The organism is Pseudomonas sp. BF-B-30, from assembly GCF_019956305.1.
GTDB lineage: Bacteria > Pseudomonadota > Gammaproteobacteria > Pseudomonadales > Pseudomonadaceae > Aquipseudomonas > Aquipseudomonas jessenii.
In genome coordinates this window covers 15,596-38,557 of record NZ_JAHBDG010000083.1, presented here as the reverse complement: position 1 = coordinate 38,557, position 22,962 = coordinate 15,596, and the positions used below count along the sequence as shown (strand labels likewise).

General features: G+C 60.8%; 23 protein-coding genes. 6 read left to right on the top strand and 17 right to left on the bottom strand.

What is annotated here, in order from left to right; all coding sequences use genetic code 11:
- The first annotated feature begins 134 nt into the window (after window positions 1-134).
- Entirely contained in the window at window positions 135-1,664 is a 1,530-nt protein-coding gene (locus KGB29_RS27950) for an FAD-dependent oxidoreductase (RefSeq protein WP_154910768.1), read from the top strand.
- A 72-nt stretch (window positions 1,665-1,736) separates the two neighbouring features.
- On the opposite strand, the gene KGB29_RS27945 is transcribed toward KGB29_RS27950, so the two are convergent.
- From KGB29_RS27945 to KGB29_RS27915, 7 genes are all read right to left on the bottom strand, one after another.
- Window positions 1,737-3,242 (bottom strand): YdgA family protein, encoded by a 1,506-nt coding sequence (locus KGB29_RS27945; protein ID WP_090452416.1) that lies wholly within the window; start codon window positions 3,240-3,242, stop codon window positions 1,737-1,739.
- A gap of 284 nt (window positions 3,243-3,526) precedes the next feature.
- On the bottom strand, window positions 3,527-4,162 hold the full coding sequence (locus KGB29_RS27940) for a hypothetical protein (RefSeq protein WP_057712526.1): 636 nt from the start codon (window positions 4,160-4,162) through the stop codon (window positions 3,527-3,529).
- Between the two features lie 94 nt (window positions 4,163-4,256).
- Entirely contained in the window at window positions 4,257-5,705 is a 1,449-nt protein-coding gene (locus KGB29_RS27935; protein WP_150812082.1) for an efflux transporter outer membrane subunit, read from the bottom strand.
- Window positions 5,702-6,589, bottom strand: a complete 888-nt coding sequence (locus tag KGB29_RS27930) for an HlyD family secretion protein (RefSeq protein ID WP_154910769.1) — start codon at window positions 6,587-6,589, stop codon at window positions 5,702-5,704. Before KGB29_RS27930 ends, KGB29_RS27935 begins: the two co-directional genes overlap by 4 nt.
- On the bottom strand, window positions 6,586-6,795 hold the full coding sequence (locus KGB29_RS27925) for a DUF1656 domain-containing protein (protein ID WP_007987399.1): 210 nt from the start codon (window positions 6,793-6,795) through the stop codon (window positions 6,586-6,588). Before KGB29_RS27925 ends, KGB29_RS27930 begins: the two co-directional genes overlap by 4 nt.
- Window positions 6,792-8,864 (bottom strand): FUSC family protein, encoded by a 2,073-nt coding sequence (locus KGB29_RS27920; protein WP_154910770.1) that lies wholly within the window; start codon window positions 8,862-8,864, stop codon window positions 6,792-6,794. Before KGB29_RS27920 ends, KGB29_RS27925 begins: the two co-directional genes overlap by 4 nt.
- Entirely contained in the window at window positions 8,861-9,289 is a 429-nt protein-coding gene (locus KGB29_RS27915) for a MarR family winged helix-turn-helix transcriptional regulator (RefSeq protein ID WP_046040691.1), read from the bottom strand. The genes KGB29_RS27920 and KGB29_RS27915 overlap by 4 nt, the downstream gene beginning before the upstream one ends.
- A gap of 199 nt (window positions 9,290-9,488) precedes the next feature.
- Between KGB29_RS27915 and KGB29_RS27910 the strand changes: the two genes are divergently transcribed.
- Window positions 9,489-9,767 (top strand): antitoxin of toxin-antitoxin stability system, encoded by a 279-nt coding sequence (locus tag KGB29_RS27910; RefSeq protein ID WP_150812085.1) that lies wholly within the window; start codon window positions 9,489-9,491, stop codon window positions 9,765-9,767.
- The gene (locus tag KGB29_RS27905) at window positions 9,764-10,045 is read left to right on the top strand and encodes a type II toxin-antitoxin system RelE/ParE family toxin (RefSeq protein WP_102672451.1); all 282 of its coding nucleotides are present in this window, start codon (window positions 9,764-9,766) and stop codon (window positions 10,043-10,045) included. Before KGB29_RS27910 ends, KGB29_RS27905 begins: the two co-directional genes overlap by 4 nt.
- 4 nt (window positions 10,046-10,049) lie before the next feature.
- Here the strand turns inward: KGB29_RS27905 and KGB29_RS27900 are convergent, their stop codons facing one another.
- The gene (locus KGB29_RS27900) at window positions 10,050-10,295 is read right to left on the bottom strand and encodes a DUF2789 domain-containing protein (RefSeq protein ID WP_015092958.1); all 246 of its coding nucleotides are present in this window, start codon (window positions 10,293-10,295) and stop codon (window positions 10,050-10,052) included.
- A 130-nt stretch (window positions 10,296-10,425) separates the two neighbouring features.
- Window positions 10,426-10,887 carry an aminoacyl-tRNA deacylase gene (locus KGB29_RS27895; protein ID WP_007975646.1) on the bottom strand — a complete coding sequence of 154 codons (462 nt, stop codon included), beginning with the start codon at window positions 10,885-10,887 and terminating at the stop codon, window positions 10,426-10,428.
- A 199-nt stretch (window positions 10,888-11,086) separates the two neighbouring features.
- Between KGB29_RS27895 and KGB29_RS27890 the strand changes: the two genes are divergently transcribed.
- Window positions 11,087-11,620 (top strand): NfeD family protein, encoded by a 534-nt coding sequence (locus tag KGB29_RS27890; RefSeq protein ID WP_154910771.1) that lies wholly within the window; start codon window positions 11,087-11,089, stop codon window positions 11,618-11,620.
- A gap of 2 nt (window positions 11,621-11,622) precedes the next feature.
- On the top strand, window positions 11,623-12,381 hold the full coding sequence (locus tag KGB29_RS27885) for a slipin family protein (protein WP_057399130.1): 759 nt from the start codon (window positions 11,623-11,625) through the stop codon (window positions 12,379-12,381).
- A gap of 10 nt (window positions 12,382-12,391) precedes the next feature.
- On the opposite strand, the gene KGB29_RS27880 is transcribed toward KGB29_RS27885, so the two are convergent.
- From KGB29_RS27880 to KGB29_RS27865, 4 genes are all read right to left on the bottom strand, one after another.
- Window positions 12,392-13,966, bottom strand: a complete 1,575-nt coding sequence (locus KGB29_RS27880; protein WP_154910772.1) for an efflux transporter outer membrane subunit — start codon at window positions 13,964-13,966, stop codon at window positions 12,392-12,394.
- The gene (locus tag KGB29_RS27875) at window positions 13,963-15,027 is read right to left on the bottom strand and encodes an HlyD family secretion protein (RefSeq protein ID WP_154910773.1); all 1,065 of its coding nucleotides are present in this window, start codon (window positions 15,025-15,027) and stop codon (window positions 13,963-13,965) included. Before KGB29_RS27875 ends, KGB29_RS27880 begins: the two co-directional genes overlap by 4 nt.
- A 26-nt stretch (window positions 15,028-15,053) precedes the next feature.
- On the bottom strand, window positions 15,054-16,586 hold the full coding sequence (locus tag KGB29_RS27870) for an MFS transporter (RefSeq protein ID WP_154861303.1): 1,533 nt from the start codon (window positions 16,584-16,586) through the stop codon (window positions 15,054-15,056).
- A 223-nt stretch (window positions 16,587-16,809) separates the two neighbouring features.
- A complete protein-coding gene (locus tag KGB29_RS27865; RefSeq protein ID WP_150812089.1) occupies window positions 16,810-17,730 on the bottom strand; it encodes a LysR family transcriptional regulator in 921 nt (306 codons plus the stop codon).
- A gap of 242 nt (window positions 17,731-17,972) precedes the next feature.
- On the opposite strand from KGB29_RS27865, the gene KGB29_RS27860 reads away from it, so the two are divergent.
- On the top strand, window positions 17,973-18,866 hold the full coding sequence (locus tag KGB29_RS27860) for an RHS repeat-associated core domain-containing protein (RefSeq protein WP_154910774.1): 894 nt from the start codon (window positions 17,973-17,975) through the stop codon (window positions 18,864-18,866).
- A 52-nt stretch (window positions 18,867-18,918) separates the two neighbouring features.
- Here the strand turns inward: KGB29_RS27860 and KGB29_RS27855 are convergent, their stop codons facing one another.
- From KGB29_RS27855 to KGB29_RS27840, 4 genes are read right to left on the bottom strand one after another with little or no spacing between them, the layout of a single operon-like run.
- Window positions 18,919-19,785: an ABC transporter permease gene (locus KGB29_RS27855; protein WP_154910775.1), complete on the bottom strand. Its 867-nt coding sequence runs from the start codon at window positions 19,783-19,785 to the stop codon at window positions 18,919-18,921.
- Between the two features lie 21 nt (window positions 19,786-19,806).
- On the bottom strand, window positions 19,807-20,667 hold the full coding sequence (locus KGB29_RS27850; protein ID WP_154910776.1) for an ABC transporter ATP-binding protein: 861 nt from the start codon (window positions 20,665-20,667) through the stop codon (window positions 19,807-19,809).
- 5 nt (window positions 20,668-20,672) lie between these two features.
- Window positions 20,673-21,698 (bottom strand): ABC transporter substrate-binding protein, encoded by a 1,026-nt coding sequence (locus tag KGB29_RS27845; RefSeq protein ID WP_154910777.1) that lies wholly within the window; start codon window positions 21,696-21,698, stop codon window positions 20,673-20,675.
- 18 nt (window positions 21,699-21,716) lie between these two features.
- Window positions 21,717-22,604, bottom strand: coding sequence for a TauD/TfdA dioxygenase family protein (locus KGB29_RS27840; RefSeq protein ID WP_154910778.1), 888 nt, complete (start codon window positions 22,602-22,604; stop codon window positions 21,717-21,719).
- Window positions 22,605-22,962: the final 358 nt, after the last annotated feature.

The window sequence follows — 22,962 nt, the reverse complement described above, 5'->3', positions numbered from 1 at the left end:
AGCACCTTGTACGTGTTGGGCCGTCGTCGGCGTGCAAACTATAGCCGGACCGTTCACGCCGTGGCAGGGGCAATTGGCTGAACCTCGCGATAAGTACCAGACTCATAAGTGAAACGTCTGCCTGGAGAGCAATCATGACTCTGCATCGCGTTGCGCGTGTCGCCAATGTACCCGAAGACCGGGGTCTGGAAGTGCAGGTCCAGGACAGCAAGATTCTGCTGTTGCGGGCCGGCGAACAACTGCGCGCTTATCAGGCCGAATGCCCGCATGCCGGAGCCCCGCTGGCGGACGGCGCGATATGCCACGGGCGCCTGACGTGTCCATGGCACAAGGCGCAGTTTCGGGTCGAGGATGGCGGGCTGTGCGAACCCCCAGCCCTGGACAGCCTCAAGCGCTATCCCCTTGAAGTCCGTGACGGCGACATCTGGGTCGGCGACCAGCCGATGCCGGACGCCCACGCGCCACCGGCCGACGATCCACGAACCTTCATCATTGTCGGGGCTGGCGCGGCAGGCACGGCGGCGGCGGCATGTTTGCGCGAGAAAGGTTTCGGCGGCCGGTTACTGTTGATCGACCGCGAAGCCGATGCCGGATACGACCGCACGGCGCTAAGCAAATACGTGATCGCCGGGGAGATACCGCTGCACGAAGTCCCGCCGCTACGCGATGAGGATTTTTACCGCGAGCAGCGGATCGAGCGCCTGCGAGGCGAAGTGGCAAGCCTGGACGCGCAAAACCGGACGCTGCGGCTGACTGACGGCCAATCACTGACATACGACGCCGCGCTGCTGGCCACCGGCGGCGTGCCCAACCCGCTGACGCTGCCCGGCGCCGACCTGCCGCAAGTGTTCGTCCTGCGCTCCAAAGCCCATGCGCAGCAGATTCTGGACAGCGCCAGCGCCGGCCAGCGGGTGGTGATCATCGGCGACAGCTTTATTGCCATGGAATCCGCCTCGTCCCTGCGCCAGCTTGGCCTGCACGTGACCGTATTGGCCCGCCACGAGGTGCCGCTTGCCAAACAGTTCGGCGACACGGTCGGCAAGGCCATTCGCGCACGACATGAAGCCCATGGCGTCGTGTTTCATACCCAGGGCAATGCGGTACAGATCGAAGGGACGGACAAGGTCGAAGCCGTGCGCCTGGACAACGACCAACGCCTGGCGGCCGATCTGGTGCTGGTCGGCATCGGCGTGACGCCAGCCACGGCGGCCTTTACCGGGTTACCGAAGGAGCAGGATCACTCGCTGCATGTCGATGGCGCAATGCGCGTGGCCGACGGTCTCTGGGCGGCTGGCGATATCGCAACGTTCCCGCTGAACAACCAATACCTGCGCATCGAACACTGGCGACTGGCCCAACAACAGGCGCGGATCGCCGCGGCCAATATGCTGGGCGGTGACGAGCATTACCTCGACGTGCCGTTTTTCTGGACCTGGCATTTCGGTAAAACCTATGACTACCTCGGCCACTCCGAGGCCTGGGACGAAGTCGAGTTCAAGGGCGACCCTTACAACCCGCCGTTCATAGGCCTGTTCGGAAAAAACGGCGTGGTGTCGGCGGCGGTAGCCTGCGAGATGGACCGGGCAATGGCGATGCTCGCCGAGCGGATGAAACAACCACTGCCATGGGAAGAGGCATGGCGCCTGATCCGTGACGTTCCCTAGAGTTGCCAGACAGCAAAACGCCCGGCGCCTGCGCGATGCAGAGGCCGGGCGTTGCGGGGTAAACGGCCGCCGTTATTCGGTGGCGCCAGCATCCGCAAACTTGCTCATCACAAAACCGGCAAACTCTTCGACGGTCATTTTCTGGCCGTTGAAGTCCACCTGATTGTTGGCGTAACGCAGGTTAGTGACGATGTTATTGCCGTCCAGTTTTGCCAGTTGGCTGCCGACCGCCATGCTGCTGAACATGTCCGCGGTGGCGGTGGCCTGATCGGCAATCAGCTTGGCGTCGGTCTGACCGTCGATTTGCGATTGCACGGTGAGCACATCGATCAGCATGGGTTTGGACACTTGCAGCTTGAAGTCCAGCAGCGCGATCAGCTGTCTGACCAACTGATCGGTCGGCAGGTCGATAGCTTGTGGCTTGGTCAGGTCGAGCACCATGTTGGCGCGGCTCTCACCATTGGCGGTGTTGAACGACAGGTTTTCCAGGGCCACTTGTGGTCCGGCCGCCAGCAGTTTTTCCAGGCTGGACTTGAGCAGCGCCTCTTCGGCTTCGGTCAGTTTCAGCTCCGGTGCCGGCAGACCGGCCGCCGTTGCTTCGGCCACCGCCCTTTCATACGGCTGCAGTTTGCTCTGGTAAATCTGCATCAACGACAGGGTCGCCGGAATGTCGAGGTTCTTCAGGCTCATGGCCAGCGAACCGGAACCAATGGTCTTGCCGTTCAGGGACACTTCGCCAACCTTGTAATCGGCACGCCCTGAGGCGTTGCTGCCCTTTTCTTCAGTCAGGTTTTTCATCTCGAATTTCTTGAAGTCCAGCACCGACTGCTTGACGCCAAAAGTCGATTTGCCGCTGGCCAGTTCAACGACGTTTTCGCCGGTGTAGAAACCGTAGGTACTTTTTGTCAGGTTGCTGGCCAGGGTCAGGCCATTGAATTCAACCTGCACCGGCGTCTGGTCTTCGGACACGGTGGTCACCTTCAGGCTGTCCATGTAGCCGTTGGCCTTGACCTTCTGCGCCTTGGCGCTGGCGTCGACGTCCATTTTCAAGCCGGAGAACTTCATGCTCGACTTGTCATCCAGTGCCATTTCCAGCGGCTGCAACTCGAAGGTGCCATTGGTAGCGTTGTCATAGCCGATATTGACCACGCCGGTCAGCGGGGACTTGTCCTTGGCGGCGGCAAACCACTTCTCGGTGAACGGAGTCTTTTCCAGCTCGTAGTGACTGGTCGCCAGGACCGGCAGCCACTTGAGCGACATCAGGCGCGAGAACGGCAACGGGCCGTGTTCGATGTGATCGACAAACAGCAACTCAACCGGCGCTTCGCCGAACATTTCGCCTTCGCCCTTGAGGCGATAGTGCGCGGTGCTGCTGAACACATGACGCTCCAGCGACACCAGCTCCAGCGACGCCGTGCCGTTGGAACCAACCATCGCCGCCTGCAGTTCCTTGTTGGCATCGGCTATCGAGGTGTTCAGCACACCTTCGATCCTGGTGCTGGTGAACCAGGCCCCGCCTGCGCTGATGGCACCGATGGCGACAACAATTCCCAGTAGCACGCCTGCTGATTTATTCATGTATGACCCGTTCAGTGTCCGTTGTTGAAAGTGAGGTCGTCTTCCCTGAACCCATGACGGGTTGTGGCTCGACAGTGCTGAAAGTGGAATGGAGATTAGCATCAGGGGCGACGTACGGCCCAATGATTAAAGGTGAAAGAGTGTCTTGGGGTTGTTGACAGGGTTGGGGATTATTTGTGCCTATGCAATCGCCTTCGCGAGCAAGCCCGCTCCCACATGAGAATGCATTCCAATGTGGGAGCGGGCTTGCTCGCGAAGGCGTAGGTACAGCCAATATCGATATCTCAGGAATACTGGACTTCAATCTCATCCAGCTGATGATCAAAGCTTTTGAGCCGCGCAGTCCAGGTGTACACCAGCACTTCGAAGTCACGGTTGATCACCGCCCCGCCCGTCACTTCCGCGCGCGGGTCGCAGACGTCCAGTTGATAGCGTTCGCGGGCCATGGCCGTGGCGACATCGGCCAGTTCGCGGGCATTGCTGAGCCAGTGCCGACCGTCGTCAGCCACCTGCCGGTCCAGCGCCAGGCACTGTTTTTTCAGGCTCTCGAGGCTTTTTTCCAGCGGCGTGCCGGTCAATTCGCCCATGACTTCCTGAAAGGTGCGCCCCGGTTGCCAGTAACTGCCCCAGAAATAGCGGTCGAACACCGTTTCGACACGACGCAACGCCACCTTGGTGTCCCAGATCAGTACCAGGGTCTTGCCCTGTTCGAGTTGTCTTTTCTTGATGCGTTGATTCTGGACCGAGGCCCAGGCCACCACCGCAATGGACATCACGGCAATCAGCGCGGCGGCACTGTCGAGGAACGCCATAGCCTTGTCGATCTGGTGGGCCAGCATGATGCCGTAGAAATAGGTGGCCGACAGCAGCACCAACGCCACGATGGCGCACCAGAAGCCGAGAGCATAAGGGTTTTTCATTATTGGTTTCCCCCTGACCTGCGCGAGCCTTGTGCGAAGAAAGGGCGCTTTTGCACCGGGCGCCCCTCCAACACTTCAAAGCATAGCAACGGCCTCAGGGTTTGCCGGAGTTCGACGCTTGCGTTCGTCCGCTTTCCCAACCGCCGCCCAAGGCGAGGAACAAATCGATCTGGCTGGCGGCAACCTGGGTGTTAGCGGCCGCCAGCTGCGCCGTGACGTCGATGTAGGTGCGGGTGGCTTGCAGGTCGGCCAGGAACGAGGCGCGGCCGGCCTGGAAGAAGCGGTGGGTCTGGTCGGCCGCCAGTTTTGCCGATTGCTCGGCATCGGCCAGTGCATCGCGGCGTTGCAGCAATGCCGTGTACTGGGCAAGACCGGTCTGGGTCTCGCGAATGGCATTGAGTACCACCCCGTCGAAATGCGCCAGGGTCGCCTGGGTCACCGCTTCGGCTTCGCGGATGCGCGCCCGGGCGCCGTTGGTCGGCACGTTCCAGGTCAGCGACGGACCGAAGCCCCAGCGATTGGTAGACGGGTCGCCGAGATCGTCCAGGATACCGACGGTACCGATGGTCGCGCCGATGCTGATGTTCGGGTACAGCTCGCCCGTGGCAACGCCGATACCGGCCGTCGCGGCCGCCAGTCGCCGCTCGGCCTGCCGTACATCGGGACGACGCTTGAGCAACGCGGCGCCATCGCCCACGGGTACCAGTTGCGCGATTTTTGGCAGCTCGTCGCAGGTGGCGGTGCCGGCCGGCAGTTGGTCCACCGGCTTGGCCAGCAACATCGACAAGCGGTACAGCCCGGCCTGGCGCGACGCTTCATAGCGCGGCATGTCGGCGCGCAGGGATTTGAATTGGGTCTGCGAGCGGGTGACCTGGGTTTCGTCGCCACGCCCGGCATCGCGCAGGCGCTGGATCAGCGTGGTGCTCTGGGCTTGCAGGTCGAGGGAGTGCTGGGCGATTTCCCGCTCTTCATTGGCTGCACACACCTGGGTGTAGGCGCGAACCACGTCGGCCACCACGGTGATGCGTGCAGTATCGGCAGCTGCCTGTGTCGCATCGGCATTGGCCTTGGCCGCTTCGATACCGCGTTGCAAAGTGCCGAACAGGTCGAACTGGTACGACGCGCTGATGCCGATATCGCCGATGTTGGCCACCGGCACTTTTTCCGGCAGCAGGAATGCCTGGCCAGACTCCTGCAAGCGCTGGGCGCCCATCTGCACGCCGCCGCTCCAGCCGCCCGCCGCTTCTGCCTCATCGACCTGCGCACGAGACCGCGACAGGCTAGCCGCCGCCACACGCAAATCGGTGTTGGAGGCCATGGCCTGCTGCACCAACTGGTCGAGCCGCGGGTCCTTGTACAGGCGCCACCAATCGGCCGGCACCGGTGCGGAAACCACCGTTTTGCCGTCGACCGCCAGATCGCCCTGGAAGTCTGGACGATGGACAGCCGCCTCTTCGGGCAGATGATAATCCGGCCCGACCATCTGACACGCCGACAGCAGCAAACCCAATCCGGCGACCGCCAAACCCGAGGCCTTGCTCATTGCGCTGGCTCCCGTTGCTGATCGTCGATGATCGATACCGTGGCGGTGCGCCCGGCGATCATACGGAAATCATCCGGCACGTCATCGAAGGCGATCCGCACCGGAATTCGCTGGGCCAGCCGCACCCAGCTGAAGGCCGGGTTGACGTTGGGCAGCAGGTTATTGCCGCTGGTGCGGTCGCGGTCTTCGATACCGGCGACGATGCTCTCCACATGCCCGCGCAGGCGTGCATTGTCGCCGATCACCCGGATGTCGACGCTCTGGCCGATATGGATGCCGTTCAGTTTGGTTTCTTCGAAATAGCCGTCGATGTGGAACGAATTGCTGTCGACCACCGACAACACCGGACGCCCGGCGCTGACGAACTCCTGGGCCCGTGGCGCACGGTCGTTGACGTAGCCGTCCACCGGGCTGCGGATCACCGAGCGGTCGAGGTTGAGCTGCGCGCTGTCCACCGCCACCTGGGCTTCCATCAAGGCCACTTGGGCGCGAGCCACTTTCGACTGGCTTTCTTCCAGTTGCTCACCCGGCACCAGGTTGCCAAGACCCTTGTTCCGCTTGGCCTCGCGCTGGGCCTGGGCCAGGGTTTCCTCGCGGTCGGCGACGGCCGCTTTCGCCTGGCGCAGGGCCAGCTTGAAGCGGTCCGGATCAATGCTGAACAGCACCTGGCCGCGCTTGACCAACTGGTTGTCGCGCACCTCCACTTGCTGGATCAGCCCGGAGACATCCGGCGCGATTTGCACGATGTCGGCGCGGATGTGCCCATCGCGGGTCCAGGGCGCGAACATGTAATACATCACCATGCGCCAGACCACGACCACGGCGAAGCTCACGATCAGCAGGGTCAACACCACGCGACCCAGGGTTAGAAACGGTTTTTTCATGTCATCAGGTATCGACTGAGTGAGTCCACGGCGCCAAGCAGCAAGGCGTAGAGGGCCACGTTGAACAATGCCCGGTGCCAGACCAGACGGTAAAAGTGCAGGCGCGTCAGCACCCCGTGCACCAACAGGTACAACACATACGTAATGCCCATCAGCACCAGCAGCGTGGGCAGGAATACCCCGCTCAGATCCAGGTCACCGATCATAAGGGCGCTCCATCAATGCCATGGGGAAGCGGTTCTTCGGGCTCGGCGGAACCGACGAATTCGACGCCGGGCAACAGTGCCAGGCGCAAGCCGCTCAGGGCGTGCAGCAGATGCCGACGGGTTTCATCATCGCCGGCACCGCTGAGGGCGCGACGCGTGCGGTCGAGGGTCATCAGCAACGGGCTCGGTGCCTGCAACCGCTCACCGGCCTTGAGACAGGCCTTGAAGTACTCGCCAACCTCGCCCACCACCTGGCGCAGCAGCACCTGCGGCACACCAAGGACCCGCGGCGTATAAGCGAGCAGGTCCAACAGATTCAGCGCCACCCGCACTTCCCGCAGCGCCACGCCGGAGTCCTGGCCGGTCATGGCCAGGCGCGGCAGGTGCTGCATCAGCCGATCGAGCATCCGTATGCCCAGAAGCCGATGCTCAGACAACGTGGCCGGCTCGGCAAGGCCGACAATGTCACGCCAGCTGAAACGCGTCAGGCGCTTGGCTGCCAGTTCGGCACCGAACGGCCGGGCGATCAGGGTCCAGATGAACGCGAACAGCAACCCCATGGGGCCGGCCAGGTTGGAGTTGGCGAAACTGAGGAAGTCCGCGTCGTAAGCGCCCTGAATGCTGATGAAGGACGAGGTGTTGACCAGGGTCAGCAGCATGCCCAGGTAAAACTGCGGCTTGACCGTCAGGGTGCCGACACAAATGAACGGCACGGCAAACGCCAGTACCAGCATCGGAAAGTCATGCAGGTTGGGCAGCACCAGAAACAGATAAAGGCTGGCGAACACCACCGACATCGCCGTCCAGAAAAAGAACCGGTAAATCTGCGGCGCGGGGTCGTCCATCGAGGCAAAGAAACTACACGCCACCGCCGCCAAGATCACTGCGCTGCCGCCATCGGTCCAGCCGAGCAGAATCCACAGCACCGAAGCGACGATTATCGCGGTGACGGTGGAGGCAGCGGAATAAAACATCAGGCCGCGATCCAGAAACGGGGACAGCCGCCCCAGTCGCCAATGCCGATACACCGCGCGCCAGTTGTCCTGGCTTTCGCACTGGATGGCGTACTGCAGGCTGCGGCAGTCCTGCCACAAATCGATCCACTCGCCGAGACGGTAAATGGCATTGGAGAACAGCAGTTGCTTGCGGTCATCCAGCGCTTCGGGAGCCGGTTGCAGGGCCTCGAGTTTATCCTTCAGTGCCTGCCAGCGGTCGAGGTCGGCATCCTTGTGCTCGAGCCATTCGGTGGTGGCCGTCAGCAATGGCGCGAACTTGTCCACAAGCTCGGGGGTGCGCCGTTCCAGGGCGTAAAGCGCATCGTCGAGGGCATCGATCACTGGCAGCAGGTGAATCATCCGTCCGCGCAATTCCTTGGTGTTGCGCACCGTCTGCGGACGCGAGCCTTCGTGGGGCAACTGGCCGATCATCAACTCCAGGGAGTTGAAGGTAGCAACCATCGATGCCCGCAACGCGCTGACCTCTTCAGGCTGCACGTTGCGGCTGAGGAAGCGCAGGCTGTAGGTCGATGCATCGGTAAACCATTTGCTCACCGAATCATTGAACACCGGCGCCAGGCGCCGGGGCCAGAACATGGCACCGACCACTGCCGCCACGGCGATGCCCAGAAAGATTTCTTCGGTCCGCGCTTCGGCCACGTCCCACACCCCCAGCGGGTTGTTCACCACCGGCAGGGCGATCAGCGGCAAGGTGTAACCGGCGAGCATCAAGGCGTAGTTGTTGGCCGTGCGCAAATGCAGGGACAGAAACAGCAGCGTCCCGGTCCACAGCGCAATCACCACCACCAGCACGTAGGGGCTCTGCACGAACATCGGCACGAACAAAACCGCCGCAGCTGCGCCGATAAAGGTGCCGACCGCCCGGTACAGCGCCTTGGAACTGGTAGGACCGAGAAACGGACTGGAAACGATGTACACCGTAGCCATCGCCCAATACGGACGCGGCATTTGCATGAGCAGGGCGATGTACAGCGCGATCATCGATGCGGCGAAGGTGCGGACTCCGTAGAACCAGTCCCGCGCCGGGGGCATGCCAGAGAAAAATCCGCTCAAGAGTTGGCCACCGATGGCGGCGTGGCCGCTTCAAATGCTCTCAGTACCCGCAGCGTAGCTTCCAGATCACTCTGGTCAATGCCTTCAAGGACTTCGTGGCGCAAGCGCACCAGTTCCACTTCGACCGCCTGCACCAGCTCCCGACCGGTTTCGGTCAGGCTCAGGCATTTGGCGCGGCGGTCCTGTGCATCTTCGGTGCGGCAGACGTAGCCGCCATGGCACAACTGATCGAGCAAGCGCACCAGCGACGGGCTCTCCATCCCTGCCGCCTGGGCCACCGTTACCTGACGCACACCCTCGCCCAGCCGCCCGATCATCAACAACGGAACGGCGCAGGCTTCGGAGATTCCATAGTTGGCCAACGTGGTCTGGCAGATTTTGCGCCAGTGCCTGGCGGCCACCACCATGGCACTGCTGATGTTCATCTGGAGGATGTCGAGGTTATTCGGCACGAGGGAAAACACACACTGTTAGTTTGCTAACTATCAATATCGCATTGGAAGGGATTTTTCGTCAAGTTTTGAAACATATTGGCTTCCATCCGTCGCGAAGCCATATGGGGTGAACAAGCCACCGTACTTAAGATGTATATACTTTGTCAGCACGACAACCGAGAAGGCAGCCATGTCGAAACAAGCCGTTTTTACAATGAAACTTGAGTCTGAACTGCGCGAGCAGTTCATGGCAGAGGCAGAAGCCGCTCATCGCCCCGCCTCGCAAATCGTCCGGGAAATGATGCGTCAGTTTGTTCAAACCCAACGGGAGGCTCGCGAGTACGAAGCATTCCTGCAGCGTAAGGTCGACACCGCACGCGCTTCGATGCGCGCCGGCGACGGGCTGACAAATGATGAAATTGAGGCAGAGTTCGCTGCCAGGCGCAGGCGGGCCGAGCTACAGGAATGAAAATAATATGGACGAAAGAAGCAGCACAGGACCGTGCAGACATTTGGGATTACCTGCATGCCGTTAACCCAAAAGCAGCCATCGACATGGACAACCGGTTCAGCAATGCGCTATCCCGGCTTGCCAAATACCCGGAAATCGGCCCTGCCGGGATCATTTCAGGCACTCGCGAGCTGACGCCACATCAGAGTTACCGCATTGTTTATGAGCAGGGACTGGACGCCATCTGGATACTCGCCCTGGTCCATACATCCCGGCAGTGGCCGCCCGGACGATGACGATTCACACCCCGCGCCCCTTCCTCAACATCACATCCAGTTGATCCACCACCTCGGCCCAATCCGCGTCATCGAGAATCTCCTCCCGCAGAAGTTCCGCCTGGCTCGGGCTCCAGAAAAACGCATCCGCAAGGTGCAGCTCCGGTTTGAGCGGTGAATGGGTGGCGATGAATTTATCGATGCTTTCGGCGTCGTCCGGCAGGCCGAGTTGCTTGAACAGCGAAGGAAGGTTGTGGGTCGGGCTTTCCATGTCGAACTCCTGGGGACCAATTCAAGGACCGCTGCGCGGTCATCGCGAGCAAGCTCGCTCCCACAGGAAATGCGATAAATCTGTAGGAGCGGGCTTGCCCGTGATGACGTCAGCATTGACGAAACAAAACTCAATGACTCAATTCCCGCACCTCGGCATGCGGCACCATTTTCAGAAACTCGGGCATGTCCATGCGCACCAGGTTGACGTGGTTTCCAGCCTCCAGATAGATGTCTTTTTGCCGGGTCAGCAGCGGATCGATGACCACCTCCAACCCATAGGACTCACCCAGCGCCGGTACTGCACCGCGCTCGCAATCATCGAACAGGTGCGCGAGGTTGCTTTCGCGGGAAACCTGCCACTCACCGCTGCTGCGGACTTTGCTCAGGTCAAGGTGACGGCTGGCGGGCAGCACGGCCATCAGGTAATGCCCATGGTGATCGTCGAGGATCACCGATTTGGCCACCCGTTCGGCAGGAATACCTGCGACCCGCGCCGTTTCAAGGCTGCTGGCCGAGTGTGGGTGGCTGACGATGTCGTATTCGCATTGAGCCTTTTCCAGGCTTCGCTGCACGGTTCTTGCCATACGCATGATGCACCTCGGTGTCCGCCATGATCGCTTGCGGACGATGATTAAAGCTTGGCTTGCGTAGTAAAAGTCTAGGCCCGTCAGCGCGTTCCGGTGGGAAATCCGCTCATCGGCTGCCGACGGTAATTGAGCAAAATTCATACCGGCCGAGGCTCAACTAAACTGTATTCAGAGCCACTCCACGACTCTCCCGGAGGGTCAAGTGAACATGCGGTGCTGTGCAGTTGCGTTGCTCTTGGCGTTGAGCGGATCGGCCTGCGCCACCGACACAGTTGTGTTGCTGGTGCCCAACCCCATCGGGATCTGGCTGATCACCTTCGGCCTAGCGTTCCTGATCGCCGAGGCCGCCCTGCCCAATTACGGCGTGATCGGCCTGGGTGGCATCGTGATGTTCGTGATCGGCGCGGTGATCCTGTCCAATACCGAAGTGCCCGTGCCGTTGATGATCGGCCTGGGCCTGGTCAGCGCGCTGTTGCTGATCTACCTGGTGATTCACGCCATGAAGACACGACCGCGCGAAATCGTCAGCGGTGATGCCGGGCTGCTCGGCAGCGTGACGGCGGTGACGTCATTGCAGACCGGTAACGCCTATGGCGGCTGGATTCATCTGCAGGGAGAACGATGGCAAGTGCTTAGCGCGACGCCGCTGCAACCCGGGCAGCGGGTGCGGGTGGTGGGGCGCAAGGGTTTGCTGCTGCAAGTGGCCGCGGCTGACGCGGCGCCGGGCGGAGAATAGTCATGGGTTTGCAATTGGGTCTTGTCGCGCTGCTATTGTTGATCATCGCACTGGCAGGGGCGACGTTCCGCATCCTGCGCGAATACGAGCGCGGCGTGGTGTTCCAGCTCGGGCGCTTCTGGCAGGTCAAGGGCCCTGGCCTGATCCTGCTGATTCCGGTGGTTCAGCAAATGGTAAGGGTCGATTTGCGCACCGTGGTGCTGGACGTGCCGCCGCAAGACGTGATTACCCGCGACAACGTGTCGGTCAAGGTCAACGCAGTGCTGTATTTCCGCGTGCTCGATCCGCAAAAGGCGATCATCCAGGTCGAAGACTTTCTGATGGCCACCAGCCAATTGGCGCAAACCACGCTGCGGGCGGTGCTGGGTAAACACGAACTGGACGAACTGCTGGCCGAACGCGAACGCTTGAACCTGGACATCCAGCAAGTGCTCGACGCCCAGACCGACGCCTGGGGCATCAAGGTCGCCAACGTCGAGATCAAGCACGTGGACCTCAACGAATCGATGATCCGCGCCATCGCCAAGCAGGCCGAAGCCGAACGGGAACGGCGAGCCAAGGTGATCCACGCCGAAGGCGAATTGCAGGCCTCGGAAAAACTCATGCAAGCCGCCGAAATGCTGGGCCGCCAACCGGGGGCCATGCAGCTGCGTTACATGCAGACCCTGAGTTCGATTGCCGGAGACAAGAGCTCGACCATCGTCTTTCCACTGCCGATCGAGTTGCTCAAGGGCATGGCGGACTTGTCGTCGAAACCTTGAACTCAGACGCTTACTCAGTCTGCGCCGCCAACGGATACACCGACTCCCATCCGCCGCCGAGGGCCTTGTACAACCCGACCATCGCCAGCGACACGCCGGTCGAACTCTCGACCCATTGCTCCTGGGTCGCCAGTAGTGCACCTTGCACGGTGAGCACATTGACGAAGTCCACCACCCCTTCGACATATTGCTGTTGCGCTGTTTGCAAGGCGATCTGGTTCTGCCGCACCGCTTCGGCGAGGCTGTCGCGGCGCAACTGGCTGGCGTTGTAGGCGGTCAACTGGTCATCGATTTCATGCCAAGCGCGCAGCACGGTTTGCTGGTAGGCGATGGCCGCTTCCTGTTGCTGGGCTTCGCGCAAATTCAGCACGCCGCGCAAGCGCCCGCCGTCGAACAGCGGCAGGCTGAATTGCGGGCCGATGCCGAACGCTCGCGAGCCCCACGAACCAAAATCACTCAACTGCATGGCTTGCGAACCGACATTGCCCGACAGGGTAATCCGCGGATAGAAATCGCCCTTGGCCACGCCAATGCTGGCCGTGGCGGCATGCAGCCGTGCTTCGGCCTGGCGAATGTCCGGCCTGCGTTCAGCCAGTTGCGAGGGCAAGCCAATGGCGACCTGGCGCGGCGTTTGTGGCACCGGTGCGTCTGTGGATAACTCCGCCGCCAATGCCTGGGGCGGTTCGCCCATCAACAGACTCAAGGCGTTGATCAGTTGCCACTGGCGCTGCTCCAGTGCGGGCAAGCGTGATTCGATGGCCGCCACCTGCGCGGCGGCTTCGGCGACATCCAGATCCGTCGCGACACCGTCGGCCAGGCGCAATTGCGAGAGCTTCAGGCTATGGCGGGCAACGTTGAGGTTCTGTTCGGTGACGAGCCGGGTGTTCTGTACACCGCGCAGCTGAATGTAGTCCTGGGCGGTTTCGGCCAGCACTGAGAGCAGCACACCGCGTCGGTCGTTCTCGGCGACTTCCAGGTTGGCGTCGGCCGCTTCGGTTTCCCGCCGCACGCGGCCCCAGAGGTCCAGCTCCCAGGACGCGGAAAAGCCGGCATCCCACAGGTTGAATGCGGACTGGCCGTTGTGCCCTGACGGGTCGCTCAGGCCTTCACCACTATTACGTTTTCGGGTGTAACTTCCCGTGGCGGCGGTATTCGGATAGCGGTTGGCGGTGATCACCTGGCGAACGGCACGGCTTTGCTGCAAACGGCTGCCGGCCAGCTTCAGGTCGAGGTTGTCGGTCAGGGCGCGTTGCGTGAGGGCCGAGAGTTTCGGGTCGTTGAACACCTCCCACCAGCGCTCCTTCATCGTTTCGGCGAGTACTTGGCTGGTGGCTGCCTTTGATGGTTTCGACCACTCGGTGATTTGTGTGGGCTGAGGTTTGTGAAAGTCCGGGCCGACGGTGCAGGCGCTGAGGCTCATAGCGAGCAAGGCACTCAAGGTAAGTTGCGACAGTTGGCCCCTTCGCGAGCAAGCCCGCTCCCACAATGGACTTTCTGTGATGCGAAAATCTTGTACATCGCGCATAAACCTTGTGGGAGCGAGCTTGCTCGCGATGGCGTCCGCACCGTCAACACAGGTTTTCATCGCTGAGTCACCTCACGCGAGACACCAGTGCCGGTATCGATGCTCGCCTCCACCGACATCCCCACCCGCAAGCGCTCGGCCAGCGACTGTCCCGGCTCCAGCACGATTTTCACCGGTATCCGCTGTACCACCTTGGTGAAGTTGCCGGTGGCGTTGTCCGGTTTGACCGCGGCGAATGTCACCCCGGTGGCCGGTGCAATGCTTTCGACACGACCGTTCAGTGCCGCACCGCCCAGGCTGTCGACGCGCACTTGCACAGCCTGCCCAGGCTGCACATCCGTCAGTTGGGTTTCCTGGAAATTGGCCATCACATAAGCCTGTGCCAACGGCACCACTGCGAGGATTTTACTGCCCGGTGTGACGTAGGCGCCGACCCGCACCGCGCGCTCGCCGACCATGCCGTCCTGCGGCGCGACGATCCTTGTATAGGACAACTCGTAGCTGGCCATTTCCAGCTTCGCTTGCGCCCGTTTCAGGCCACCTTCGGCTGCGTCGCGCTGGGCCGTAAGTATCTCCACTTGCTTGCGCTCCGCCGCCAGTACCGCCGTGGCATTAGCCAGTCGCGCGGAGGCCTGATCGATGCGCGTTTGCGCCTGTTGCGCATTCTGCACCGTGCCGGCACCCACCCCGGCGAGGTGCTTGTAGCGGTTCAATTCATGCTCGGCAAACGCCATTTCCGCCTTGGCCGAAACCACCGAGGATTGCGCCTGGGCAATCACCGACACCTGGCGCTCGAGGGTCGCCCGGGCGTTTTGCAGTTGCGCCCTGGCCACCAGCGTTTCGGCATCGGCGGCATCGGCGGCGGCGCGTAGATCCCGGTCATCGATCAGTGCCAGCAACTGCCCGGCCTTGACCTGCTGGTTGTCCTCAACCAGCACTTGCTTGATAAACCCGGCGACTCGCGGCACTACCAGGGTGAAATCCGCCGAGACATACGCATCGTTGGTGTTCTGTTGGGTACGCTTGCCGAACAGGCCGGGCATCGCCAGGTACAGCAGCACACTGACGGCCAATGCGGCGGTAATGGCAACCGCGACTTTCTGCTTTGCTTGAGTGTTCATAAAAACCTTCTGTTTCAGTGGAGCAATCAGGTCGGTGCGCGCGGTGGATAAATCCGCGTCGGCAGCCAGAAAATCAGCAGGATCAAGGTCACGGCGATACCGGCCATGCACAGGTAAAGGTCGGAGGAAGTGAGCACCACCGCTTGTTCATGCAGACGATGAGCGAGACTTGCGCTGTCGCGCTCCGCCAGCGGTGAGTTGCCGAGACGGTCGACCAGCATGGTCGAGTGGAAATGCAGGCGTGCCGTGGTCAACGCCTCGATCACCCCGGTGGCGATGACCGCCGACAGGCCTTTGACGGTGTTGAACCAGGCCGATGCGAACGGCCCTTCCATCGGGTTGATGCTGCCGGTGGACAGCATCAGCAACGGCAACACCGCCATGGGCTGACCGAAAATCTGCAGCCATTGCAGCACATAGAAATCGTCACGAATCCACGCGGACGTCAATTGCGAGCCGCCGACGCACGACAGCGTCAGCATGCCCAGGCCAATGCCCAACACCCAGCGGCAATCGACCCAGCGAAAGTTGCACAGCGCCGCCACCAACGGCAGCGCAATCAATTGCGGCAGCGCCGCCAGCAGCATGATCGGCGCGGTCTGCACCGGGCGATAACCCTGGACCTGCGCCAGGTAGCTGGACGGAATAATGATCACCGCCTGCAACACCACCAGCACGCCCGCCAGGGTCAGCAGGGCGAAAGACAGGTTACGGATGCCGAGCATCTGCATCTTGAAAAACGGAATCGGTTGCGACCACTCGCCGGTCAAAAACAGCACCAGCAACAACAGCCCGCCGCCGAGCAATCCGCAGATCAGGTTCGACTCGAACCAGTCCAGGCGATTGCCCTGCAGGATGCCGATCACCAGCATGCAGATGGCGGGAAAGCCCAGCAGCACACCACGCCAGTTGAAGGACTTGAAGCGCTCCAGGCGCAGGGGGTCCTGGGGTAAGCCATACGCCACTGCGGCCATGGCAATCAGGCAAGGCGCGATGATTTGCCAGAAGGTCCATTGCCAGCCGACATACTCGGTCCACAACCCCGCCAGCGGCGTGCCCAGACCCGGGCCGAACGTCGCCGTCAGGGCATAACCGGCCAGGCCATACAACTTCACATTGGCCGGCAGAAAGCGCAGGGCCACGGTCATCAGCATGGGTGGCAATGCACCGCCCGCCAGGCCTTGCAAGGTGCGTAGCAACAACAGGCTTTCGTAATTCGGGGCGATGGGGCACAGCGCACCCAATAGGGTGAACAGGCTGATGGCGCACAGGGTGAAACGCCGCAACGAGAACGTCACCGCACACCATGGCGCAAAAGCCATGGCCGCCACCGAAGTCGCGGTGTAACAGGCGACCAGCCAGGTGCCCTCGTCGTAGCCGATGGCCAACGCACCACGGATGTCGGCCAGGGCGACTTTGGTCACCATCTCGTTCAGGCCCGACACCAGCACTGCCAGCAATACGCCAACGAGGCCGATGATGATCCGCGGGCCGAAGACGGGTGGAGCGGCTGCCGTGCTGGCCGCAGCAACAGGTGCCGTGACCGTAAGGGAAGTCATGTACTGCAAGCTCCGGCGTGGAAAGACCGAAGCATTCTAGGAAGCGTGATGCTTGACGAAAATCAACTTATTGGCAGGTTATAAGTGCGCTAGACGCAACAATGCAAAGCCCTTGTGGGAGCGGGCTTACTCGCGAAGGCGTTGGGTCAGTCGGTATCAATGTTGAATGACAAATCGCATTCGCGAGCAAGCCCGCTCCCACAGGGGGAAATTGCGCTCGACCTCAGTCCGGCTGCGCAGCCAGCCACGTCTCATCGCAACACGCCTTGAGCGTTTCCCGCAGCCAACGGTGGGCCGGATCCTTGTCGAAACGCGGATGCCAGGACTGGGTCAGCATCAGGGTCGGCAACGGGATCGGCAAGTCGAAGGAGCGCAGCTTCAGTCCGAGCCGCCGCACACTCAGCAAGGCTTCCTTGGGCACCGGCAGAATCAGGTCGGAATCGGGCAAGGCAAACATCGCCGCATGAAAGCTCGGCGCGATCACCGCCACCCGCCGCTCCAGCCCCAAGGCGTTGAGCGCGGTATCAATCGGCCCCCGGGCAATGCCGCGCCGGGACATGCTGATATGCGAGAACCCCGCGTAACGCTCCGCGGTGATCTCACCGTCCAACAGCGGATGATCCTCGCGCACCAGACCAACGAAGTGGGTGGAAAACAGGTTCTGAATCTTCACTTCCGGGGTCAACGGCCGGGTGTTGCTGACGCTCAGATCGATCCGCCCTTCGCGCAACGCCTCATCATCGCCATCGCCTTCCGGGACGAAACGCAACTCACAGTGCGGTGCCTGCCGGTCAAGGGTGTCGAACAGCTTGCCGCCGTAGACGCCGACAAAAAAGTCGTTGGCCCGAATACTGAACCGCCGCCGTAGCGAACTCAGTTCCACCGCATCGGCCGAACGAAACAGCAAACCGGCCTGTTCCACCACGCTGCGAACCTGTTCGCGTAACTCCAGTGCCTTGGGGGTCGGTACCAGGCCACGGCCGGCACGCACCAGGATCGGATCGCCAATGGCCTCGCGAATGCGCGTCAACGTCCGGCTCATGGCCGCCGGGCTGAGGTTCATCCGCCGCGCCGCGCCCACCACACTGCCCTCGTCGAGCAGGGCGTCGAGGGCGACCAACAGGTTCATGTCTGGGAGCTGCATCGTGAGCACTCGTGTTTGATCTGGACTGATTCAGACGCAATGCTAGCAAACAAACTGCCGAATCATGTGTTGGCAGCACCGACCTCTTCGCGAGCCTGCTCGCGAAAGCGGTGGAACCGTCACCACATCCATTCGCGCTAACCCATAGAAATAACTCACACCACTATCAGTTCTGATAGTTCGCAAACCCGGCTCAAGCGAGTAAAACTCAAAGCCTGCCCCGTTTCCGCGAAGATCCCGGCATGAGCCAACCTGCTGATCAAGACAACCGCAGCCGGCCACGCTTAGTACTGCTGGCAACCGACCGCAGCCAATCCATCATTGGCGAAATCGTCGATGGCCAGTCCCAGACCATCGCCTACTCAGCTTACGGTGAGCAGTCCGCGCAGCAGAAAATCGAGACACGACTAGGGTTCAATGGCCAACTGCGTGAAGCCAACATTGGCTGGTACTTGCTGGGCAATGGCTACCGCGCCTACAACCCACGATTGATGCGTTTTCACAGTCCGGACAGTTGGAGTCCATTTCGTGGGGGCGGGTTGAATGCGTATATGTATTGCGTGGGGGATCCGGTGAATCGGGTGGATCCGACGGGGCATAACTCTTTTTCTAAAGTTGCAGGGAGGGTCTTTGATTTCCTTTTTGGCGGTCCTAACGTCACCGGTTCGCGAGGACTTTCCATAAAGCAGGCGCAAGTTGTACAAAAATTAGGGGGATTGAGACCAGAGAACACAGGTGAACTGGCAGATCTCGTGACGGCCGGCGCCCCGGTTTTACAACCGATACCCAGGGTCGGAAGGGTAGGTAAAAATTCAGGAGGTGAGTTTCACGGAACAGCAACATGGGGAACTAACAACGTTCCCGATTACGCTTCAATCGGAACTGCTTCCTCAGGTACAAAGCGTTCCATTCCTATGGTGGTGAAAGATCACACTAAAACAGTGTCGTCGGGTACCCAGTCGAGATTCAACTCGAAACCACCAGACCCAACCCAGTCGAATTCCAACTCGAAACCACCGGCCCCACACATCGTGAAAATAGAAGCATCGCTCCCCATTTACCAGGCTCAATTATCACCAGCACCGCCCAGTTACGAAGATGTTATGAGGCCTGCGCAAGAAGTAAGGAACAGTTGATGAGCTACGTTTATCGTCGTCAAATTGCTTCAACGTAGGGAAGTTCGTCCCCCTACCGCACCATCCCCCACCGCCTGACCGTCACCCGCTCCAACGAATCAAACACCAGATTCTCCACCAGCAACCCAATCAGGATCACCACCGCCAACCCGGCAAACACCTTGTCCGTGTACAGCTCATTGCGATTCTGAAAGATGTACCACCCCAACCCACCCTTGCCGCTGGTTGCGCCAAACACCAACTCGGCGGCAATCAGCGTACGCCAGGCAAACGCCCAGCCGATTTTCAGCCCGGCGAGGATTGACGGCAGTGCCGCCGGAATCAGGATGAACAGCACGAAGCGCATGCCCTTGAGGCCGTAGTTGCGCCCGGCCATGCGCAGGGTTTCCGAGACGCCGAGGAAGCCAGCGTAGGTGTTCAGCGCCAGCGCCCAGAGCACCGAATGCACCAGCACGAAAATCAGGCTGTTCTGGCCTAATCCAAACCAGAGCAGCGCCAACGGCAGCAGGGCGATGGCCGGCAAGGGATTGAACATCGAGGTCAGGGTACTGAGCAGATCACGACCGAATTGCGTCGACACCGCCAGCGTGGTCAGGGCAAACGCCAGGACGATGCCGATCAGGTAGCCCTTGAGCAACACCACCAAAGAAATCCACACCTTGCCCAGCAACTCGCCGCTGAGCAGGCCGTCGTAAAGCGCTTGAGCGGTTTGCACAAAACTCGGCAGCAGCAGGTCGTTGTTTTGATACCTGGCAACAGCTTCCCAAAGCACCGCGAGCAAAATCAGGATCAGGCTTTTGCGCAGCCAACCTTGCTGCCATAGACGCTGGCCGAGGGGTAACTCCCGTTCCAGCGGCACGCTGGTCAGTGGCTGCAAAACCGTTTCGAACTCTTCACGCGGGGATGATAAATGGCTCATCGGGCCCTCCTTTCAACTGGCTCAATAAGCGATGCGGATGTCGGCGAAATCCAGCTCATGCTCAGCGTTCGCCGCATCACCTTCGTCGAACAACAGCCGATGAATACGTCGCGCCGACTCCTGAAACGCCACACCGCCGAGGCTGTGCAAATCGTATTGGTGGCTGTGGACTTCCGCCCTCACCCGTCCCGGATGGGGTGACAGCAACAGAATTCGATTGCCCACCACCAGTGCCTCTTCGATAGAGTGCGTGACGAACAGCAGCGTGAAACGCACCTCCTCCCAGAGCAGCAGCAATTCTTCCTGCATCTTGCGTCGGGTCAGGGCATCGAGCGCGGCAAAGGGTTCGTCCATCAACAGGATTTTCGGCTGCATCGCCAGCGCCCGGGCGATGGCGACCCGAGCCTTCATGCCACCGGACAAGGTGTGCGGATAGGCATCGGCAAACGCCGCCAGGCCGACTTTTTCCAGATAGTGCAGCGCTCGCTCTTCGGCCTCCCTGAGCTTGAGGGTTTTCGAAGCCAGAAGCGGAAACATCACGTTCTGTTTGACGGTTTTCCACGGCGGCAGTTGATCGAACTCCTGGAACACCACGATCCGGTCAGGCCCCGGCGCATCGACGCGCTGGCCTTGCAGACGGATCTCGCCTTCCACTGGCTGGATGAAGCCGGCGGCGGCCTTGAGCAACGTCGACTTGCCGCATCCGGACGGGCCGAGCAGGACAAAGCGGTCCGCCGGATCGATCTCGAAACTGACTTGATGGGTCGCCCGCACCACGCGCTGCGGTGTGCGGTATTCGAGGCTGACGTTATCGACCGACAGCAGCGCCTGGGCTGCCGCGATCGGTTTGCTGACCGTGTGGCCTTGCAAAGGAGCGTTCATTTCGGTCAGCTCCCTTGCAGTGGTTTGGTGTCCTGGAAGAAGTAATCCTTCCACGAATCCGGTTTGTTTTTGATCGCGCCAACGCGGTACAGGAACTCGGCCAACGGGTAGGTATTTTTCGGCGTGACGCTGAACTCGAACTGCGGGTTGTCGATAATTTTCAGCAACGCGGCGCGGTCGATCTTGGCCTTGGTGACGCGGATGTAAGTGTCGGCTGCCGCGCCCTTGTCGTTCTGCGCGAATTGCGCCGCTTCGGTCAAAGCGTCAATAAACGCTTTGTAGGTTTTCGGGTTTTCATTGCGGAATTTCTCGGTAGCGAACAGCACCGTCGGCGAGTTCGGCCCGAGCAGGTCATAAGTGTTCAGCACCACGTGCACGTTGGGATTGGCCAGTTCCTGATCCTGGAACGGCGGGTTGGAGAAGTGCCCGCTCAGCTCGGTGCCGCCAGCCACCAGCGCCGCTGTCGCATCGGGATGCGGAACCGCGATGGTGTACTTGTCGAGGCGATTGAACTCTTTGTCACCCCACTGTTTGGCCGCCGCGTATTGCAGGAAGCGCGACTGCACCGACACGCCCACCGCCGGCACTGCGATTCGGTCTTTCTCGGTGAAGTCGGCAATGGTTTTGACCTTGGGATTATTGCTCACCAGGTAGTACGGGAAGTTGCCCAGGGAAGCCACGGCCTTGACGTTCTGCTTGCCGTGGGTGCGATCCCAGATGGTCAGCAGCGGGCCGACACCAGCGCCGGCAATGTCGATTGAGCCCGACAGCAACGCGTCGTTGACCGCTGCACCGCCGGAGAGCTGGGTCCAGTCGACCTTGATGTCGATGCCTTCCTGCTTGCCGTACTTCTCGATCAGGTTCTGATCGCGCACCACGTTCAGCAGCAAGTAAACAATGCCGAACTGTTCGGCAATGCGGATTTCACCTTCGGCGTGGGCCACGTTTGGCGCCACCAGGCTGCCGGCAATCAGGCTGAAACCCAGACCGATGGCTGCGGCCAGCGGTGCGAATGGAAGACGTTTGGACATGGTCAGATCTCCGACAAATCAGAAAGGCGCGTCGCCCTGGATGGTGGTGCGATACAGCTTGCGGCGCAGATGGCTGGGGCATCCGGCGGCGAGGTGGATCAGCGAACGGTTGTCCCAGAACACCAGGTCATGGGGCTGCCATTGATGGCGGTAGATGTTTTGCGGCAGCGCGCTGTGGGCGTAGAGCTCGGTCAGCAGTTGCTGGCTCTCGTCTTCCGGCAGGCCAACGATGCGGGTGGTGAACCCCTCGCTGACGAACAACGCCTTGCGACCGTTTTCCGGGTGGGTACGCACGACCGGGTGGACGACTTCGGCGACCTGGGCGAGTTGCTCCGGGGTCAGGGTCGGGCGCCAGTTGCCTTCGAATTTGGTCTCGCTGTAACGCGCGGTGTAGGAGTGCGCTGCCGAGCGCCCTTCAACGGCGTTGCGCAATGCAAGCGGCAGGTTGTCCCAGGCTTTGTGCATGTCGGCGAACAATGTGTCACCGCCTTCTGACGGCAGCTCCTGGGCATGCAGCATCGAGCCCAGGCTCGGCAGTTCTTTGTAGGAGAGATCGGAATGCCAGAACTTGCCGGCGTCACCCAGGCCGATGTTCTGGCCGTTTTCGACGATGTTGGAGACGATCAGGATTTCCGGATGCCCTGCCAGCAGGAACTGCTTGAGCACATGGATCTGCAACACGCCAAAACGACGGCTGAAATCGATCTGTTGCTCAGGGGTTATGCGCTGGTCGCGGAACACCACCACGTGATGATCCAGGTGCGCGCGGTGAATACGGGCGAAGTCCTGATCATTGATCGGGCGGGACAGGTCGAGACCGATGATCTCGACGCCCACCGCTCCGCTGAACGGGCGGACTTCAAAGAATTGTGGCGCGATGCTTGGCGAAGCTGAAGCTGCAGACATAAATCACTCCCACGCACGGCACGCTCAAAGGCGCGCGCGTCGATCAGAAACTCACGGAGGTCCCGTGTTGGTTCGTGTCGTGCGGCGCGCCGATTGGTCGACAGGTACGCAGGAGATTCACTTTATAGATATAAGAATTGAAATTTAAATACCGTTAACGAATAACGATATGGCGATTGCGAAGGGAATGGAGGAATCGTGGTGTGACGTTATTTGTCACTTTCTGACAGGATTTTGGTGTTTTGGCGGACGCTATCGCGAGCAAGCTCGCTCCCACAGGGGTCAGTGGAAACACAAAATTGCGTTTCAATACAGATCCATTGTGGGAGCGAGCTTGCTCGCGATGGGGCCAGTGGCC

Excerpts from the sequence above, each read along its gene's own strand:
- KGB29_RS27855 (WP_154910775.1), bottom strand. The coding sequence starts at position 19,785 with ATGAGCCATTTATCATCCCCGCGTGAAGAGTTCGAAACGGTTTTGCAG.
- KGB29_RS27875 (WP_154910773.1), bottom strand. The coding sequence starts at position 15,027 with ATGAACACTCAAGCAAAGCAGAAAGTCGCGGTTGCCATTACCGCCGCA.
- KGB29_RS27845 (WP_154910777.1), bottom strand. The coding sequence starts at position 21,698 with ATGTCCAAACGTCTTCCATTCGCACCGCTGGCCGCAGCCATCGGTCTG.
- KGB29_RS27880 (WP_154910772.1), bottom strand. The coding sequence starts at position 13,966 with ATGAAAACCTGTGTTGACGGTGCGGACGCCATCGCGAGCAAGCTCGCT.
- KGB29_RS27860 (WP_154910774.1), top strand. The coding sequence starts at position 17,973 with ATGAGCCAACCTGCTGATCAAGACAACCGCAGCCGGCCACGCTTAGTA.
- KGB29_RS27940 (WP_057712526.1), bottom strand. The coding sequence starts at position 4,162 with ATGAAAAACCCTTATGCTCTCGGCTTCTGGTGCGCCATCGTGGCGTTG.
- KGB29_RS27930 (WP_154910769.1), bottom strand. The coding sequence starts at position 6,589 with ATGAAAAAACCGTTTCTAACCCTGGGTCGCGTGGTGTTGACCCTGCTG.
- KGB29_RS27895 (WP_007975646.1), bottom strand. The coding sequence starts at position 10,887 with ATGCGTATGGCAAGAACCGTGCAGCGAAGCCTGGAAAAGGCTCAATGC.
- KGB29_RS27925 (WP_007987399.1), bottom strand. The coding sequence starts at position 6,795 with ATGATCGGTGACCTGGATCTGAGCGGGGTATTCCTGCCCACGCTGCTG.
- KGB29_RS27870 (WP_154861303.1), bottom strand. The coding sequence starts at position 16,586 with ATGACTTCCCTTACGGTCACGGCACCTGTTGCTGCGGCCAGCACGGCA.
- KGB29_RS27945 (WP_090452416.1), bottom strand. The coding sequence starts at position 3,242 with ATGAATAAATCAGCAGGCGTGCTACTGGGAATTGTTGTCGCCATCGGT.
- KGB29_RS27900 (WP_015092958.1), bottom strand. The coding sequence starts at position 10,295 with ATGGAAAGCCCGACCCACAACCTTCCTTCGCTGTTCAAGCAACTCGGC.
- KGB29_RS27905 (WP_102672451.1), top strand. The coding sequence starts at position 9,764 with ATGAAAATAATATGGACGAAAGAAGCAGCACAGGACCGTGCAGACATT.
- KGB29_RS27950 (WP_154910768.1), top strand. The coding sequence starts at position 135 with ATGACTCTGCATCGCGTTGCGCGTGTCGCCAATGTACCCGAAGACCGG.
- KGB29_RS27865 (WP_150812089.1), bottom strand. The coding sequence starts at position 17,730 with ATGCAGCTCCCAGACATGAACCTGTTGGTCGCCCTCGACGCCCTGCTC.
- KGB29_RS27840 (WP_154910778.1), bottom strand. The coding sequence starts at position 22,604 with ATGTCTGCAGCTTCAGCTTCGCCAAGCATCGCGCCACAATTCTTTGAA.
- KGB29_RS27850 (WP_154910776.1), bottom strand. The coding sequence starts at position 20,667 with ATGAACGCTCCTTTGCAAGGCCACACGGTCAGCAAACCGATCGCGGCA.
- KGB29_RS27885 (WP_057399130.1), top strand. The coding sequence starts at position 11,623 with ATGGGTTTGCAATTGGGTCTTGTCGCGCTGCTATTGTTGATCATCGCA.
- KGB29_RS27910 (WP_150812085.1), top strand. The coding sequence starts at position 9,489 with ATGTCGAAACAAGCCGTTTTTACAATGAAACTTGAGTCTGAACTGCGC.
- KGB29_RS27915 (WP_046040691.1), bottom strand. The coding sequence starts at position 9,289 with ATGAACATCAGCAGTGCCATGGTGGTGGCCGCCAGGCACTGGCGCAAA.
- KGB29_RS27935 (WP_150812082.1), bottom strand. The coding sequence starts at position 5,705 with ATGAGCAAGGCCTCGGGTTTGGCGGTCGCCGGATTGGGTTTGCTGCTG.